General features: G+C 67.6%; 18 protein-coding genes. 7 read left to right on the forward strand and 11 right to left on the reverse strand.

The window, feature by feature from the left end; all coding sequences use genetic code 11:
- The first annotated feature begins 16 nt into the window (after positions 1-16).
- Together HCC78_RS11760 and HCC78_RS11765 are read left to right on the forward strand one after the other, a co-directional pair.
- Positions 17-856: an ABC transporter ATP-binding protein gene (locus tag HCC78_RS11760; RefSeq protein WP_172328971.1), complete on the forward strand. Its 840-nt coding sequence runs from the start codon at positions 17-19 to the stop codon at positions 854-856.
- Positions 853-1701, forward strand: coding sequence for an ATP-binding cassette domain-containing protein (locus HCC78_RS11765; RefSeq protein ID WP_172328972.1), 849 nt, complete (start codon positions 853-855; stop codon positions 1699-1701). Before HCC78_RS11760 ends, HCC78_RS11765 begins: the two co-directional genes overlap by 4 nt.
- Here the strand turns inward: HCC78_RS11765 and HCC78_RS11770 are convergent.
- A complete protein-coding gene (locus HCC78_RS11770; protein WP_172328973.1) occupies positions 1685-2374 on the reverse strand; it encodes a DUF4396 domain-containing protein in 690 nt (229 codons plus the stop codon). The two genes, HCC78_RS11765 and HCC78_RS11770, sit on opposite strands and share 17 nt — an antisense overlap.
- Before the next feature lie 70 nt (positions 2375-2444).
- Positions 2445-2951, reverse strand: a complete 507-nt coding sequence (locus HCC78_RS11775) for a PAS domain-containing protein (RefSeq protein WP_172328974.1) — start codon at positions 2949-2951, stop codon at positions 2445-2447.
- Positions 2952-2992: 41 nt separating this feature from the next.
- On the opposite strand from HCC78_RS11775, the gene HCC78_RS11780 reads away from it, so the two are divergent.
- The 3 genes from HCC78_RS11780 to HCC78_RS11790 all read left to right on the forward strand — a co-directional run bounded on the left by HCC78_RS11780 (position 2993) and on the right by HCC78_RS11790 (position 7455).
- Positions 2993-6475: a chemotaxis protein CheB gene (locus tag HCC78_RS11780; RefSeq protein WP_253949140.1), complete on the forward strand. Its 3483-nt coding sequence runs from the start codon at positions 2993-2995 to the stop codon at positions 6473-6475.
- Positions 6444-6827, forward strand: coding sequence for a response regulator (locus HCC78_RS11785; RefSeq protein WP_172328975.1), 384 nt, complete (start codon positions 6444-6446; stop codon positions 6825-6827). The genes HCC78_RS11780 and HCC78_RS11785 overlap by 32 nt, the downstream gene beginning before the upstream one ends.
- 181 nt (positions 6828-7008) lie before the next feature.
- The gene (locus HCC78_RS11790; RefSeq protein ID WP_172328976.1) at positions 7009-7455 is read left to right on the forward strand and encodes a hypothetical protein; all 447 of its coding nucleotides are present in this window, start codon (positions 7009-7011) and stop codon (positions 7453-7455) included.
- A 308-nt stretch (positions 7456-7763) separates the two neighbouring features.
- Here the strand turns inward: HCC78_RS11790 and HCC78_RS11795 are convergent, their stop codons facing one another.
- From HCC78_RS11795 to HCC78_RS11835, 9 genes are all read right to left on the reverse strand, one after another.
- On the reverse strand, positions 7764-9062 hold the full coding sequence (locus tag HCC78_RS11795; protein WP_172328977.1) for a TRAP transporter large permease: 1299 nt from the start codon (positions 9060-9062) through the stop codon (positions 7764-7766).
- Positions 9063-9065: 3 nt separating this feature from the next.
- Positions 9066-9602, reverse strand: coding sequence for a TRAP transporter small permease (locus tag HCC78_RS11800; RefSeq protein WP_253949141.1), 537 nt, complete (start codon positions 9600-9602; stop codon positions 9066-9068).
- Positions 9599-10612, reverse strand: a complete 1014-nt coding sequence (locus tag HCC78_RS11805) for a TRAP transporter substrate-binding protein (RefSeq protein ID WP_172328978.1) — start codon at positions 10610-10612, stop codon at positions 9599-9601. Before HCC78_RS11805 ends, HCC78_RS11800 begins: the two co-directional genes overlap by 4 nt.
- Before the next feature lie 188 nt (positions 10613-10800).
- Complete coding sequence (locus HCC78_RS11810; protein WP_172328979.1) at positions 10801-11556, reverse strand: class II aldolase/adducin family protein; 756 nt, start codon at positions 11554-11556, stop codon at positions 10801-10803.
- A 13-nt stretch (positions 11557-11569) separates the two neighbouring features.
- Entirely contained in the window at positions 11570-12511 is a 942-nt protein-coding gene (locus HCC78_RS11815) for a ketopantoate reductase family protein (protein WP_172328980.1), read from the reverse strand.
- A gap of 257 nt (positions 12512-12768) precedes the next feature.
- The gene (locus HCC78_RS11820; RefSeq protein WP_172328981.1) at positions 12769-13059 is read right to left on the reverse strand and encodes a CcdB family protein; all 291 of its coding nucleotides are present in this window, start codon (positions 13057-13059) and stop codon (positions 12769-12771) included.
- Positions 13047-13301, reverse strand: coding sequence for a type II toxin-antitoxin system CcdA family antitoxin (locus tag HCC78_RS11825; RefSeq protein ID WP_172328982.1), 255 nt, complete (start codon positions 13299-13301; stop codon positions 13047-13049). The genes HCC78_RS11820 and HCC78_RS11825 overlap by 13 nt, the downstream gene beginning before the upstream one ends.
- A gap of 142 nt (positions 13302-13443) precedes the next feature.
- Positions 13444-13731, reverse strand: a complete 288-nt coding sequence (locus HCC78_RS11830) for a 2Fe-2S iron-sulfur cluster-binding protein (protein WP_172328983.1) — start codon at positions 13729-13731, stop codon at positions 13444-13446.
- Positions 13732-13749: 18 nt separating this feature from the next.
- The gene (locus tag HCC78_RS11835; protein ID WP_172328984.1) at positions 13750-15024 is read right to left on the reverse strand and encodes an FprA family A-type flavoprotein; all 1275 of its coding nucleotides are present in this window, start codon (positions 15022-15024) and stop codon (positions 13750-13752) included.
- Between the two features lie 279 nt (positions 15025-15303).
- Here HCC78_RS11835 and rsxA point away from each other — a divergent pair, with 279 nt between their 5' ends.
- Both rsxA and HCC78_RS11845 read left to right on the forward strand, forming a co-directional pair.
- Positions 15304-15885: an electron transport complex subunit RsxA gene (rsxA, locus tag HCC78_RS11840; RefSeq protein ID WP_172328985.1), complete on the forward strand. Its 582-nt coding sequence runs from the start codon at positions 15304-15306 to the stop codon at positions 15883-15885.
- Positions 15886-15896: 11 nt separating this feature from the next.
- Positions 15897-16448 carry an RnfABCDGE type electron transport complex subunit B gene (locus HCC78_RS11845; RefSeq protein WP_172328986.1) on the forward strand — a complete coding sequence of 184 codons (552 nt, stop codon included), beginning with the start codon at positions 15897-15899 and terminating at the stop codon, positions 16446-16448.
- Positions 16449-16457: the final 9 nt, after the last annotated feature.

Consider the following 16457-nt stretch of genomic DNA (forward strand, 5'->3'; position numbering starts at 1 on the left):
TGTTGAGGGTTAGAACATGTCCCTGCTGACCATCCGCAACCTCACCGTCCGCTTCGCCACCTCCACCGGCAGCTTCACCGCCGTCGACGGGATCGATGTCCATGTCGATGCCCGCGAGGTGCTCGCCATCGTCGGCGAGTCCGGCTCGGGCAAGTCCGTGTCGATGCTCGCCGTCATGGGGCTGCTGCCCGACACCGCCACCGTCACGGCCGACGAGATGACCTTCGACGGGCGCGACATGCTGGCGATGTCTGCCTCCGAGCGCCGCCGCCTGATCGGCCGCGAGATCACCATGATCTTCCAGGAGCCGATCGCCTCGCTGAACCCCTCCTACACGGCGGGGTTCCAGATTGAGGAGGTGCTGCGGCTGAACGCGGGGCTGTCCTCGCGCGAGGCGAAGAAGCGCGCGCTGGAACTGTTCCAGGCCGTCGGCATTCCCGAGCCCGAGCGGCGGCTCGCCAGCTATCCGCACCAGATGTCGGGCGGCCAGTGCCAGCGCGTCATGATCGCCATGGCAATCGCCACAAACCCGCGGCTGCTGATCGCCGACGAGCCCACGACCGCGCTCGACGTGACGATCCAGAAGCAGATCCTCGACCTCTTGATGACGCTGCAGGAGGAACATGGCATGGCGCTGATCCTGATCACCCATGACATGGGCGTGGTCGCCGAGACCGCCGACCGCGTCGTGGTGCAGTACAAGGGCAAGCGCATGGAGGAGGCCGACGTGCTGTCCCTGTTCGAGGCGCCGAAGCACCCCTACACCAAGGCGCTGCTGTCGGCGCTGCCCGAGAACGCGGTCGACGGCAAGCTGCCCACCGTGTCGGACTTCCTGATCGAGGAGTTGCCCCAATGACACATGTCGTCGAGGGCCAGGCCCTCACCCAGGATTACGTCATCTCCGCGGGCATGTTCGGCAAGCCGAAGCTGCTGCGCGCCGTGAAGGGCGCGAACTTCGCGGTGGAGCAGGGCAAGACCCTGGCCATCGTCGGGGAATCCGGTTCCGGCAAGTCGACGCTCGCCCGGATCATCGCGCTGATCGACCCGGCGACGGGCGGCACGCTGAAGATCGACGGCCAGCCGGTCGCCATCGGCAGGGGCCGGGTGCCGCGCGAGCTGCGCTCGAAGGTGCAGATGGTGTTCCAGAACCCCTATGGCAGCCTCAACCCGCGCCAGAAGATCGGCGACGTGCTGATGGAACCGCTGATGCTGAACACCGACATGCCCGCCTCCGAGCGGCATGACCGGGCGGAAGCGATGCTGAAGCGGGTCGGGCTGGGCCCGGAGCATTTCAACCGCTATCCGCACATGTTCTCGGGCGGCCAGCGGCAGCGGATCGCCATCGCGCGCGCGATCATGCTGAACCCCAGGCTGCTGGTGCTGGACGAGCCGGTCTCGGCGCTCGACCTGTCGGTCCAGGCGCAGGTGCTGAACCTGCTGGGCGAGCTGCAGGAAGAGTTCGGGCTGACCTACGTGTTCATCTCGCACGACCTCAGCGTGGTGCGCTTCCTCGCCGACGAAGTGATGGTGATGAACAAGGGCGACGTGGTGGAGCAGGGCAGCCGCGAGGCGCTGTTCGCCGATCCGCAGCACCCCTACACCAGGCAGCTCTTCGCCGCGACGCCGGTCACGGATATCGAGGCGATCCGCGCCCGGGTCGCGCGGCGGCAGGCGATGCGGCTGGCTACATCCGCTCCTTGACGCCCGCCGAGATCAGCCAGGCATTGACCGGGTATGCGGTGCAGAAGCCCGCTGCCATCGCGATCTGCATGGCGAACCAGAACAGGGGGTCGGCGGCGCCGACCTCCGCCCCCGGCGCGATCGCCGGGAACACCGCGAAATGCGCGATCGCCATGGCGCCGTACATGCCGACCTGCCAGGCGGCCAGCGAGGCGGCGTCGGCCTTCAGTGCGGCCCACAGCCCGTCCTTCAGCCCCAGCCCGCGCATCGGCGCGATGGCGTAGTACTGGAAGACCAGCCCCAGCCCGAAGGCGAAGACGAAATCCAGCCCCCAGACGGCGAAGATGCGGTTGTCGAAGAGTCCCGGCCAGCCGAAGGGAAGCAGCACGGCCGGCGCCAGCAGGGCGAGCGTCTCGGCGATGATGTCGCCCAGCGTGCAGCCGGCCCCGCAATGCAGCGTGCCCTTGGCGACCACCGCCGGGAAGGGCGTCGCATCGTCCGCGTGGCCGTGCCCGTGGCGGGAATGGAACCACAGGATCAGCGGGCCGGCGAAGAGGCAGCAGAGCGGCCAGACCGCCGCCATGATCTTCATGTGCGGCGGATGCGCCCGGACGCGCCGGACCATCAGGATGGCGGAGACCAGCCCGGTCGCGAGCGACAGGAGAGCGAGGACAGTCAGCCAGGTCGGGATCATCGGGACACCTTTCACGCGGGACACATCGCCGGGCCAACGCGGAAGGGGCGGGGACAGGTTCCCTGCGGCCTCAGCCGCCGAAGCGCATCCAAGTGCGGACGGTCTGGGCCACCGCGTCCGACGAGTTGCGGTTGAGCTTCAGCCGCTGCCCGGCCATGTCCTGGGCGATCGTGTTGGCGGCGGCGACGATTTCCCTGTGGCGCGCGACGGAACTGTCGATCCGCGCCACCGGCGGCATCTCGAACTGCGAGCCGAGGAACAGCCCCTGGCCCACCGGGTACATGAACAGCAGGTTGTCGAAGGCCTGCCCGTCCTTGCGCCGGTTCTTCAGCATGATCTGCAGCTCGCGGCCGTCTTCCAGCGCCGAGCGGATCTCGGCGCGGGCCTCGTCCTGCTGGATGCCGCCCTGCAGGAAGCGGCAGTTGCGGCCCTCTACCTCCTCCAGCACATAGCCGGTCAGCTCCTCGAAGGCGCGGTTGGCCAGCACCAGGGGGGTGTCTTCCTGCCCCATGTCGGCCAGGGTCAGCGGAACGCGGGCGGCCAGAATGAACTGGCGTGTCTTGCTGGGGATCGACATTGGTTTAGATAGGCCTCTAGCGGACAGACGGACGGGCTCGGATGGAAGATATGGACGGCAGCGCGGCAGGGCAAGCAAAGGGCCGGAAGGGCGACAGCGTGATCGTCGGGGTCGGGGCCTCGGCCGGCGGGCTGGAAGCGTTCCAGGACCTGTTCTCGCGGCTGCAGGTCAACCACCGGATCGCCATGGTGCTGGTCCAGCATCTCGACCCGGACCACGAGAGCCTGCTGCAGGACCTGCTGCGCAAGCGCACCGAGACGCCGGTCCACACCATCACACAGGACATGGAGGTCCAGCCGGGCAACATCTACCTGATCCCGCCGGGCCGGGCGCTGACCATCGAGGACGGCGTGCTGAAGCTCGCCAGCTTCGAAAGCCCGCGCGGCCAGCGCCGCCCGATCGACGTCTTCTTCGAGAGCCTCGCGCGCGACCGCGGCGACCGTGCGGTGGGGATCGTGCTGTCCGGCACCGGCAGCGACGGCGCGGAGGGCATCAAGGCGGTGAAGGCGGCAGGCGGGCTGGTCTTCGCGCAGGACCCCACGCAGTCGCGCTATGACGGCATGCCGAAGAGCGCCATTGCCACCGGCGCGGTGGACCTGATCCTGCGCACCGAGGAAATGGTCGACGCGCTGGCCGATTTCTTCGACCGCAAGTCCGGGCTGGAACCGGCGATCGAGAGCGACCGCGACTTCATCGACAAGGTCTTCAAGCATGTCCGCTACCACACCGGGCATGACTTCACCCACTACAAGCACTCGACCCTGATGCGGCGGCTGAGCCTGCGGATGTCGGTGCTCGGCGTCACATCGCCCGCCGAATACGTCAAGAAGCTGATGCAGGACCGCGAAGAGGCGCGGAAGCTGATCCATGACGTGCTGATCAACGTCACCGGCTTCTTCCGCGATCCCGAGGCCTGGGACCGGCTGCGCACCGCGGTGCTGCCCGAGATCCTCAAGGGCCGCGGCCGCGACGAGGAGGTGCGGATCTGGGTGCCGGGCTGCTCTTCGGGGCAGGAGGCCTACACTATGGCCATGCTGATGAGCGAGGAGCTGTCGCGCGTCAACGCCCATCCGCAGGTCGTCATCTTCGGCACCGACATCGACGAGGAGGCGCTGGCCCAGGCGCGGCGGGGCGTCTATCCGCAGTCGGCGATGGACGAGATTCCCCCGAACTACCTGCAGGAATATTTCGTGCCGACGCCGGACGGCTACGAGGTCGGCAAGACGCTGCGCAACATGGTGCGCTTCTCCTACCAGAGCCTGATCAAGGACCCGCCCTTCTCCAAGCTCGACCTGATTTCCTGCCGCAACCTGACGATCTATTTCGAGCCGAAGCTGCAGAAGGTGGCGGCCAGCGTGTTCCACTATGCGCTGAGCCCCGGCGGCTTCCTGATGCTCGGGCTGTCCGAGAACCCGACCGGCGTTTCCGAGCGCTTCGAGGAATTCGACAATTCGGTGCGGATCTTCCGGCGCGACAATGCGCTGTCGCGCCCGCTCGACCTGCCGCTCGGGCGCCTGTCGCACGGGCTGCCGCGTATGGGCAGCGAGATGACCCCGCCGCTGACCGGAAGCTCGCCGCGGGCGCAGGTCGAGCGCGCGATCCTCGAACGCCATGTCCCGCCCTATGTCGTGCTGACGCCGTCGAATGCGGTCAGCTACGCGTCGCCCGGCGCCCAGGACTACCTGCGCGTGCCCTCGGGCGACCAGCGCTACGACCTCGTCTCGCTGGCCATCGACCCGCTGGTCAGCCCGGTCCGGCGCATCCTGAACCACCAGGAGAACGAGGGCGCGGGCCCGGTTTCGGCCGAGGTGACCGCCGATATCCTCGGTTCGGTGCGCAGGCTGCGCCTCACTTCGCAGCGGCTGGCCTCGGGCGAGAAATACGTGCTCTTCGAGAATCTTGGCGCAGGCGATCCCGAGGCGCTGATCCTCACCGCCAGCGCTGCGCGCGACGACGCCTATGTGCGGGAGCTTGAAAGCGAGCTCGACGATGCCCGGCAGACGATCCGGTCGACGGTGGAGGAGCTGGAAACCTCGAACGAGGAGCTGAAGAGCTCCAACGAGGAAATGATGTCGATGAACGAGGAGCTGCAGTCCTCGAACGAGGAGCTGTCGACCATCAACGAGGAGCTGCAGACCAACATCGCCCAGCTCAACGCGGTGAACGGGGACCTCTCGGGCTTCGTCGAATCCACCGGGCTGGCCACCGTCTTCCTCGACGACGCGCTGAACCTGCGCCGCTTCACGCCGCGCGCGCTCGACTATTTCCGCTTTGCCGAGACCGATATCGGCCGCCCGCTGGAGGACATCGCCGCGCTGATCCCGGTCGACGACCTGCTGGAAGGCTGCCGGGCCGCGCTGCTGTCTGGGCAGCTCGACGAGATGGAGCTGCCCTCCCAGGACGGCGCCAGCCTGATCGCGCGGATCGCGCCCAGCCGCCACGAGACAGGCAACCCCTGGGGCGTGGTCTTCACCTTGGTCGATGTCACCGACCTGCGCCGCTACGCCTCCGAGGCCGAAGCCTCGCGCGAGGAGGCGCAGAGGCGGCTGCGCGAGGTCGAGGAGCTCTACAGCGCCAGCCCGATCGGCATGGCGCTGTTCGATCTCGACCACCGCTTCCTGCGGGTGAATTCCAAGCTGGCGGAACTGAACGGCATGCCGATCGAGGCCCATGTCGGCCGCCGCGTCCAGGCGCTTTTCCCCTCCGCGCCGGAGGAGGTGCTGGACTCGCTCGACCATGTCGCGGCCACCGGCGAACAGGTGGTCGGGCTCGAGGTTTCCGCCTCCACCCCGGCCTTCCCGGAAGAGGAGCGGTCCTGGATCGTCGATTTCTATCCGCTCGGGGCCAACGGCTCGGTGACCGCGATCGGCTGCAACGTGCGCGACATCACCGAGCAGCGCGCCACCGAGGAACAGCTGCGCCGGATCATGCTGGAGCTGCAGCACCGGGTGAAGAACATGCTCGCCAACGTCAAGGCGCTGGTGAACCGTGCCAAGCGCGACACCCGCGAGCCGCAGCTCGTGCTGCGCACCCTGTCGGAGCGGATCGACTCCATGGCGCGCACCCACGGGCTGCTGACGGCGGAGAACTGGCAGTCGACGAAGATCACCGACCTGCTGCGCCCGGAGCTGCACGACGTCTACGGGCCCGAGCTGATTTCCACCCACGGGCCCGAGCTGCGGCTGAACGCGCGGGCCAGCCTTGCCATCGGGCTGACGGTGCACGAGCTGGCCACCAATGCCGCCAAATACGGGGCGCTCTCGCCCGAGGGCGAGCATCTCGACATCCGCTGGATGCGGGTCGACGAGGGTGAGGGGGACATGCTGCGCCTGATCTGGACCGAGACCACCCGGGACGAGGTGACGCCCCCCGAGGGCCGGGGTTTCGGGACCACGCTGATTCATGCCATGATCGAGGGAACTTTGGAGGGGAAGATCGCGTTCGACTGGCATGCCAAAGGACTTACCTGCACTATCGAGATGCCCTACGAAAATGCCACACGGATTGCACCAAGCCCAGTCTGACCTGAAAACCCTGCCGGTCCTGTGCCTCGACGACGAGGTGCTGGTCGCCATCGACATGGCCGACATGCTGTCGGAGAACGGCTATGCCGACGTCTCCACGGCCTTCACGCTGCGCTCGGCGGTGGAGCTCCTGTCGAAGAAGGAGATCGGCCTGGCCATACTCGACGTGAACCTGGGCCATGGCGAGACCAGCTTCGAGATCGCCCGCCGCGTCCAGGAGGCCGGCGGCATCGTGGTCTTCGCAAGCGGCTACGGCGCGGCGCAGCTGCCGCCGGAATTCCGCGGCAACACCATCCTGTCGAAGCCGATCCACGAAAAGGCGCTGACTGCCGCCCTCGACCGGCTCTGCTGACCCGGCCGGCCGCGCCCCCGGGGTTGCGAGTCGCGTTCACGAAAGTTTCCGAAACGTTTCTGAAACGCACCTGTTGCGAACAAAGTTGACGCTACGGCGGCAGTGGTGGTAATTTCGATATTCACGAGGCCACCAATTCAAAAGATTGGCACCCGGAGCAGGGAATGCTGAAACGTTGGGCATGCTGAAACCAGATCAGGATTTCGCGGGGGCGTCCGGCACGCTCTGCAAGGCGGATCGCCCCTATCTGGTGATCATCGAGCCCGATGCAGGGATCGCCGAAGTCCTTGTCGCATTCGGCGAGTCCCACGGCTGGTCCTGCTGGGTCTATTCCGACGATGCCGCGCTGACCGAAGCGCTCTGCGACGGGCCGGAGCCGATCCTGCTGCTGATCGATGCCGATCTGATCCACATGCATTGCGACGGCGCGCTTGCCGCGATTGCCGCGCTCGACCGGCCGATGCGGCTGCGCTTTGCCACGGGGGTCAATGGCGCCCATGTCGTGGCCGCCAGCCTGATGGCCCGTGCCCGCGACCTGTCGGTCGGGCCCAGCCTGATGAAGCCGTTCAGCCCCGAGGCGATCAACCTCATGCTCGACCGCGAACGCGAAGAGCTGGGCCGCATCTGACCGGTTCCGCAGCTATGCGCTGAATGCAAGGCGGATGTGCCGAACGATGTCTTGCGATTCTGCGCCTGCACCCGCATATCAGGGTCATCGGACGGCAACGTCCGATCCAGTTTCCAAAGGCTCCTCCTCCTCCCTGAGTCTTGGAATTGCGCGGTGGCCCCTCCTCCTCCCTGGGTCACCGCGCTTCTTTTTTTCTGCACCCCCGCATGCCGAAGCTAGGACGAAGACGTTCCGGCTGCCGGAAATGGCGCGTTTTGGCCATGCAATGTAAACAGGGCTGCCACCCCGGAGGGATGGCAGCGGCGAGGCTACATCTGCGATGGCAGCAGCAGCACGATCCCGGGGACGGCGACCAGCAGCGCAACGCGCAGCACGTCCATCGCCACGAATGGTCCGAGCCCGCGGAAGATGGTGCGCAGTTCCACGTCCTTCACGACGGACCGCAGCACGAAGGCGTTCATGCCCACCGGAGGGGTGATGTAGCTGATTTCGGTGATCACCACGACGAAGACGCCGAACCAGATCAGGTCGAAGCCCTGCGCAGCCACCACCGGGTAGAAGATCGGCACGGTCAGCATGATCATCGACAGGCCCTCCAGCACGCAGCCGAGCACCAGATAGATCGCCAGGATCGTCAGGATCACGGCCAGCGGCCCGTCGCCGAATACTGTCACCAGCGCCTGCATGTCGGCGGTCATCCCCGAGAGGTTGACGTAGTTGGTGAAGGTCAGCGCGCCGAAGAGGATGAGGAACATCATCGCGGTCGTCTTCGCCGTGTCGAACAGCGTTGCAAAGGCGCCGCGGACCGTGAACTTGCCGGAAAGCAGCGTCAGCAGCAGCGCGCCCGCCGCGCCCATGCCCGCGCTTTCGGTCGGGGTGAAGATACCAAGGTAGATGCCGCCCATCACGAAGACGAACAGCACCAGCGCCCCGGCCGTGCCTTTCAGCGCGCGCATCCGCTCGCCCAGCGGCAGCTTCGGCTCGGTGGCCAGGTCGATGCCGCGGAGCTTCACCGAGATGGCGACCGCGGCTGCGTAGCCCAGAACGCCGATGATGCCGGGGATGATGCCCGCGAGGAACAGCTTGCCGATATCCTGCTGGGTCATGATCCCGTAGAAGACGAGGATCACCGAGGGCGGGATCAGGATGCCGAGGGTGCCGCCCGCCGCGATCGACGCGGTGGAGAGGTCGTCGGGATAGCCGAAGCGGCGCATCGAGGGCAGGGCGATCTTCGACATGGTGGCCGCGGTCGCCATCGACGAGCCGCAGACCGAGGAGAAGCCGCCGCAGGCGATCACGGTCGCCATGGCCAGCCCGCCCTTGCGGTGGCGCAGCCAGGCATGGGCGGCGTCATAGAGGTCGCGGGCGATGCCCGACTGGACGACGAAATTCCCCATCATCAGGAAGAGCGGCAGCACCGACAGGTTGTAGGCGCGGCCCTGCTCGAAGAAGGTGGTCGACAGCAGCGACAGGGCCGGCGTCCAGCCGATGATCGCGGCCGTTCCCATGACGCCGATGGCGGTCAGGGCGAAGGCGATGGGCATGCCCAGCAGCACGAGCACGAAGAAGACGCCCATGCCGGCGGGCCAGGAGGCAAGCAAGTCCATGGATCAGGTCCCGAGGCTGCGGACGAGGTCGCGGAAGGCGACATAGAGCGTGACGGGCACCGAGGCCGCCGTGCAGATCGCGGTGCCCCAGGCGAAGGGCGCGACCGGGATGCGCAGCGAGTTGGTCACCGAGTTGTAGCCGGCGATCTGGTCGCCATGCAGCCACAGCCGCCAGGCCACGACCGACAGGACCGCCGCCGAGACCAGCGCCAGCGCCGCCTTGCGCCACGGCTGGACGCGCGCGGGCAGGTTGGAAACCAGCAGGTCGACGGTGACCTGCTCGTCATCGAGGCAGACCGCCGGCAGGCCGAGGAAGATGACCGAGACCAGCAGCAGCTCGGTCAGTTCCGTGGCGCCGTTCAGCGGATGGTTGAACAGGTAGCGGCCGAGCACGTCGACCACGGTGAGTCCCATCATGACCAGCAGGATGGAGCCGCAGAGCCCCGCCAGGATGCGGCGGGGCCAGAGCGCGTGGCCCGGCCCGGGCGACATCGCCGCCTCGGGCCCCCGCGCCATCGGATCGGCGGGGCTGTGGGTCATTCCGCTTCGACCTTGGCGATCTCGTCGCGGAACATGGCGAGTGCGGCCTGGGCATCGACGCCGGTCTCGGAAACCTCGGCCAGCTTGGCGTCGATCACCGGCTGGAGTGCCGCCTGCCAGGCGTCGATCTGCGCGTCGGTTGCGGGGGTCACGGCCAGCTTGCCCTTCATCGCCTCGATGCCCTTGGCATCGGCGCGGTCCCACATCTGCCCGGCCATGCGCGCCAGCGCCTCGCCGGTCACGCTGTCGATCGCGGCCTGGTCTTCAGAGGAAAGGCTGTCCCATTTCGCCTTGTTCATGACGATGTAGAAGGACGTGTTGTAGAGGCCGCCGGGCACCGAGATGCCTTTCTTCAGCTGCGGGATGAGGCCGAAGAAGTTGACGGATTCGTAGGGGAAGAGGATGCCGTCGGCGACGCCCTGGCTCAGCAGCTCGTAGGCCTTCGAGGACGGACCTTCCACCGGCACTGCGCCCAAAGTGGTCGCGACCTCGTGGACGATGCCGCCGCCGACGCGCAGCTTGGTGCCGGTCAGCACGTCCGCCGAGGAGACGTCGCCGTCGCGGATGAAGATCTCGCCCGGACCATGGGTGAAGACCGCCAGAACCTTGACCTGGTCGTATTCGCCCGCGTCCCTCAGCATCGCGTCGAAGGTGCGCCAATAGGCGACCGACATGGCCTCTGCGCTGTCGCCGAGGAAGGGCAGCTCGGCCAGGTTCGTGGTCTTGAAGCGGCCCGGGGAATAGCCCTGCACGCCGAAGGTGATGTCGGCGACGCCGTTGACCGCGAAGTCGAAATGCGCGGGCGGCGGGCCGAGCGGCGCGGGCAGGATCATCGGCGCGACATTGCCGCCGGTTGCTTCGGCAATCTGCTCGGTCATCGGCACGATGACCTCGGAGACCAGCGGATGCGACGGCGGCAGCCAGTTCGCGACGGTCAGCTTGGTTTCCGCATGCGCGGGGATCGCAAGGGCAAGGGCGAAGGCCGTGCCGGCCAGGCGGGTGATCATCATCGGGTTTCCCTGTTCATTCGTCAAAACTGTCGTCTGGCGCCGACGGCAGAGCTTTCCGCCTTTTCCAACCGCGCCGCACCGTTTCCCCGGCGGCCTTCGTTCCGGACCGCTCGGGATCGGGCCCTGCCTGCCGCTTGGGAGGCAGCTCGCCCGCAAAAAAGGCGGGCCGCGAAGCCCGCCCGATCAGATCAGCCGCGGCCCTGGTCGCGCTTCATCTTGCGGACCATCGCGTCGAACAGCAGCTCGGCAAAGCGCGCGCCGTCGATCAGCCGCTTGGCGTCGTTGGCGCATTTCATCTGCGTCTCGATCGGCAGCGGCGTGTTGGCGCCGGGCAGCGCATTCGCCGCGCACTGGATCTCGGCGGCGCGCTGCACGGTCCAGAGCAGCATGAAGGTCCGCGGGATATCCGCCTCGCAGACGGCAATGCCGTGGTTCCGCAGGACCAGCACGTGCTTGTCGCCCAGGCTTGCCAGCATCCGCGCGCGTTCCTCGTCATAGAGCGTGATGCCCTCGAAGGTGTGGTAGCCGACGCGTCCGGTCAGTTGCGCGCCGTAGAAGCTGTCATGCTCGAAGCCGCCCTCCTTCAGCGTGATCGCGCTGATCGGGGTGGTGTGGGTATGGGCGACGCAGCCGACATCGGCACGGTGCTCGTGGATCACGCCGTGCAGCGCGAAGCCCGCCGGGTTCGCGTCATGGGGGCTGTCCTCGATCTTGCGGCCGTCGACGCCGACCTTGATCAGGTTGTCGGGCGTCACCTCGTCGTAATGCAGCCCGAACGGGTTCACCAGATAGGCATGGCCCTCCCCGGGCACGCGCACCGAGATGTGGTTGAAGATCAGCTCGGTCCAGCCGAGATAGCTGACGAGGTGGTAGAAATCGGCCAGCTGGGCGCGCAGCTCTGCCTCGGTCTTTTCCTTGATCAGCTCGGGCGGCTGGACGGTCATGGGGGTCTCCGGGTCAGGCGGCGCGGCGGGCGGTCAGATCCGCCAGCAGGCGCCGGGTTTCGGGCATCGGGATGTTGCGCGCCTCTGCCAGTTCCAGCGGCGCGTGGACGATCGGGGCCAGCTCCAGCGGACGGCCAGCCTCGGCGTCCTGCAGCATCGAGGTGCGGAAATCGCCGGCCTTGGCGAGCTTGGCGCCCAGGCCTTCGGACACCGAGACGCGCGCGCCCCAGGCGGCGGCCAGCGCCTCCAGTTCCCGCGCGATGGCGGTGGCGCGGGCAAGGCTGGCGGGATTTGCGGCGATCTGGGCCAGCGTCTCGCCGGTCAGCGCGGAAAGCGGGTTGGTGGCGAGGTTCAGCCCCAGCTTGTGCCAGACGATGGGGCGGACATAGTCGGCGCGGTCGATGGCGATCCCGGCCGCGTCCAGCGCATCGGCCAAATCCACGGGGCGCGGACCGTCCGGAACGGTCGGGCCGAGGGCAAGGTGATGCGGGATGGTCGAGACCAGCCGATCGCCCTCGAAGCTGGCGGTCATCAGCGTGACGGCGCCGACGATCTGCTCGAACGGCACCATGTTCAGCAGCTTGCCGCCGGGATCGACCGCCTCCACTGCATGGCCGAGATCGTCGAAGAACCACCACGGGATGCCGTTGACCAGCGGGACGACGCGCGTCTGCGGGCCGATGCCGGCGAGGTTCTGGCGGATGGCGGCTTCCAGCGCTGCGGCCTTCACGCAGAGGAAGACGACGCTGACCGGCGCCTCCAGCTTTTCGGTGACGGCGGGGCTTGCATGGTGCGCGCCGTCCAGGTCGGTCAGGCGGATGCCGTCGCGGGCAACGGCAGCGAGCCGGTCGCCGCGGGCGGCAAGGGTGACGTCCAGTCCGGCGCCGCACAGCCGCGCGGCCAGCACCGATCCGATGGCACCTGCGCCGATGATGGCGATGCGGGGCGGGGTCATGGCTGGGCTGCTCCCTGATTAACGTGATTATTCATGTATTCCTGTCTGCTTCCGTCTTGTCCATGACAATTGGCGCATGGCTGGCGGAATGCGTCGATTGCGCCGCAAACCCTGGTCAATGGACAGGCATGTGCGGAAAAATCGCGCTTAAAGATTAATGTAAATGCAAAACTGCCGGCGGGAGCCGAAACGGGGGCCTCCGGAGCGGATTCGCCGGGCGCCGGACCCGGTCCGGACGGGCAGGGCGGCCGCCCCGGCTATATGCCGGCCATCAGGATGTCGACGGCGCGCGTGACCAGGTCGCCCTGATCGGCGACGCTGCCGCTGCGTCGAAGGGCAGAGCGGCGCACGGCCGCGATCAGCCGCGTGGCGAGGACCAGATCGCGGCCGCCATGGCTGAGGACCGGGTTCAGGTGCTTCACCGCGGGGTAGTCCTCCAGCAGCGGAATGACGACGATGGCCGGGTCGGGCGGCAGCAGGTCGCTTTCGACGACCACCATGGACATGCCGTTCCACTCGGCGACGTCGAAGCGGGTCAGCTCTCCCATGAGGCGCGGCCGGGAGCGGCCATGATCTCCGCCAGCGGATGGCCGTTGCGCGCATGCCAGTCGGACTGTGCGCCGAAAGCGGCGGCGTTCTCTTCCAGCCATCGCGCCTGACGCGCCTCGGCCACGGCCCGGGCCAGCGCCGCCTCGGCCACCGCCGACACGTTGATCCCCAGCGCCTTCGCGCGGTCCAGCATCTCGCCGTCGAGCGTCAGCGACGTCTTGCGTTTCGGTGCGGCCCCCATGCGGCAATCCTCCCTGGGCATACCGCAAGGATATACCGCGGAGGCGGATCCGGCAACGGCGGTGCGGAGGGGCGGCAGGAAAAGGCCCCGCGCCCGGGGAGGACGCGGGGCAAGGGACGCAACTCCTTGGGGGAAGAGGGTGTCAGGCAGGACGGACCTTGATCTCGCCGCCGAGCACCTGGCACTGGCAGGCGAGGCGCTCGTCGCGGGCGGCCATGTTTTCCTTTAGCACGCGCTGTTCCAGCACGGAGGGCTCGGTCAGGTTCTCGGCCCCGGATTCCACCTTGGTCAGGCAGGTGCCGCATTCTCCCTCGCGGCAGCCATAGGTGATGCCGGCGCCCACCTTTTCCGAGATCTCGATGATGCGGGTTCCCGAGGGCACGTTCACGGTGAGCGAGACATCGGAGAAGGTCAGCTTGGCAGTGGCCATGGCGGGCTCCTTTCAGGGTCAGAGGGAGGCGAAGTCGATCTCGCGCGGTTCGGCAGTTCCGGTCAGATGCGCCGAGAGCTGGCGGCCATAGTCCCGGCAGTCCTCCAGTTCGGGCAGGGTGGGGTGGAGCTTGATGCGGATGCCCTTGACCGGCACGCGCATCTTCAGCCCCTGCAGGCGGCTTTCGACCATGGCGACGGCCTCGCCGGTCCAGCCGTAGCTGCCGAAGGCGCCGCCGAGCTTGCCCTTGGTCTCGATGTCCACCAGCGAGGCCAGCAGGTCCCAGACGGTCTTGACCGCATCGCCGTTGATCGTGGGCGTGCCCAGCACGATGCCGTCCGCCTCCTCGATCAGGTCGACGAAGGGCGCGACCTCGCCGACCGCCAGGTCGAAGAGCGAGACGCGGACATCCGGGTTTTCCGACGCGCCCTCGGCCACCGCGGCGGCCATCTGCGAGGTGGCGCCATAGGCGCTGACATAGAAGATCAGCAGGGTTTTCTGCGCCACTTCCGAGGCCAGCCGCTTGGTCAGCAGGCGGCGGTAATGGGTGATGTATTCGCGCGGATGGCTGCGCAGCACCGGGCCATGGGCGGGGGCGATGGCCGAAATGGCGAGCGGCTCGATCAGGTCGAGCGCCTCGGACACATGGCGCCGGAAGGGCCGCATGATGTGGTCGAAATAGTATTCGAAGGAGAAGCGGAAGTCGCCGACCGCGTCGTTGAACAGCCGCTCGTCGCAGAAATGGCAGCCCATCAGGTCGCAAGTGAACAGGATCTCCTGCTCCTCCAGATAGGTGCATTGCGTTTCGGGCCAGTGGACATAGGGAGTCGTCAGGAAGCGCAGGGTGCGGTCGCCCAGATCGGCCGTGTCGCCGGTGCGGACCTTGACCACCTGGTAGTCCGCGAAATCGTCCTTCAGCAGCGCCCGCAGCATGTCGAGCCCGCGCGGGGCGACATGGATCCTCGCCTGCGGCGCGCGGCGCAGCAGTTCGGCCACCGCGCCGGTATGGTCGGGCTCCAGGTGGTTCAGCACCAGCGCGGTGATCTCGTCATAGCGCGCGACCTGCTCGAGCTGGGCGAAGAAGGCATCGGAGAATTCCGCCTTCACCGTGTCGATCACCGCCACGCCGCCGCTGCCGCGCACGGCGTAGGAATTGTAGCTGGTGCCGTTCGCGGTGCGCAGGATCACGTCGAAGACACGCAGCCCCGGATCCAGCGCGCCGACCCAGTGCACGCCCGGGGCCAGCTCGACCGGGACGGGACCGGGACGCGGGATAGGCTGGACGGTGTTCAACGGGGCGGCTCCCTGGCGGCATTGCGGGCTTCCCGATGTCAAAGCACGCAGCGTGCCAGCCCTTGCGGCGGCCTTGCTGTGGTGGGGTGTGGGGGCCGGAGGTCCCCGGGGCCGACAAATTGTCGGGAATCCTACAGGCGGGAGGCCCGCATGCCCCTCACCCCGGCCCTCTCCCCCGCGGGGGAGAGGGAGTCCGCGCGCGGCAGGCGTTCCGCCCGGTCTTGGCACGGCGCGTGCTCTACCCTCCCCAGACCTCGCCCCGCCACCGATGGAGAGCCGATGGAAGCCTATCTGATGATCCTCCTGGGCACCGCCCTCGTGAACAATGTCGTCCTGGTGAAATTCCTCGGGCTCTGCCCATTCATGGGCGTCTCGCGCAAGCTCGATGCCGCGATCGGCATGGGGCTGGCCACGACCTTCGTGCTGACGCTGGCCGCCGCTGCCTCCTGGGTGGTGGAGACCGCGCTCCTGCAGCCGCTGGGTCTGGAATTCCTGCGCATCCTGTCCTTCATCCTGGTGATCGCCGCCATCGTGCAGTTCACCGAGATCGTGATCCGCAAGGTCAGCCCGTCGCTCTACCGCGCGCTCGGCATCTACCTGCCGCTGATCACGACGAACTGCGCCGTGCTGGGCGTGGCGCTGCTGAACATCCAGGAACGGCACGATTTCGCCGAGTCGCTGCTCTACGGCTTCGGCTCGGCGGCGGGCTTCACCATCGTCATGGTGATTTTCGCCGGCATGCGCGAGCGCATGGCCCGCACCGCCATCCCGGGCCCGTTCCAGGGGCCGCCCATCGCCTTCGTCACCGCCGGCCTCCTGTCCATGGCCTTCATGGGCTTCGCCGGCCTCGTCGCCAACTGAGGGAGTCCCCCATGATCGCAGCCATCGCCTCCATGTCCGCTCTCGGCCTCGGCCTCGGCGTCGTGCTCGGCGTCGCCGCGCGGAAATTCCATGTCGAGACGCCGCCCATCGTCGACGAGATCGAGCAGGCTCTGCCCGGAACCAATTGCGGCCAGTGTTCCTTCCCCGGGTGCCGCGGCGCGGCCGAGGCCGTGGCCGACGGATCGGCGCCGGTGACGCTCTGCCCGCCGGGCGGGCGCGAGACCGCGATGAAGCTGGCCGACATCATGGGCGTCAGCTGCGGCGGCGGAGCGGATGCCGCCGGATTTGCCGAAAGCGAGCCGCTGGTCGCCTTCATCTTCGAGGATCACTGCACCGGCTGCACCAAGTGCTACAAGCGCTGCCCGACCGACGCCATCATCGGCGCGGCCAAGCAGATCCACACCGTGGTCAACGATGCCTGCATCGGCTGCGAGGCCTGCGTGGAGGTCTGCCCGACCGAGGCGATCATCCTGCGCGGCAAGCCCCGCAGCCTGCGCAACTGGTACTGGCCGAAACCCGACGCCTACGATCCGGCAGCGTGAGGACAAGGA

The sequence above is a fragment of the Mangrovicoccus sp. HB161399 genome, from assembly GCF_013184745.1.
Lineage (GTDB): Bacteria > Pseudomonadota > Alphaproteobacteria > Rhodobacterales > Rhodobacteraceae > Mangrovicoccus.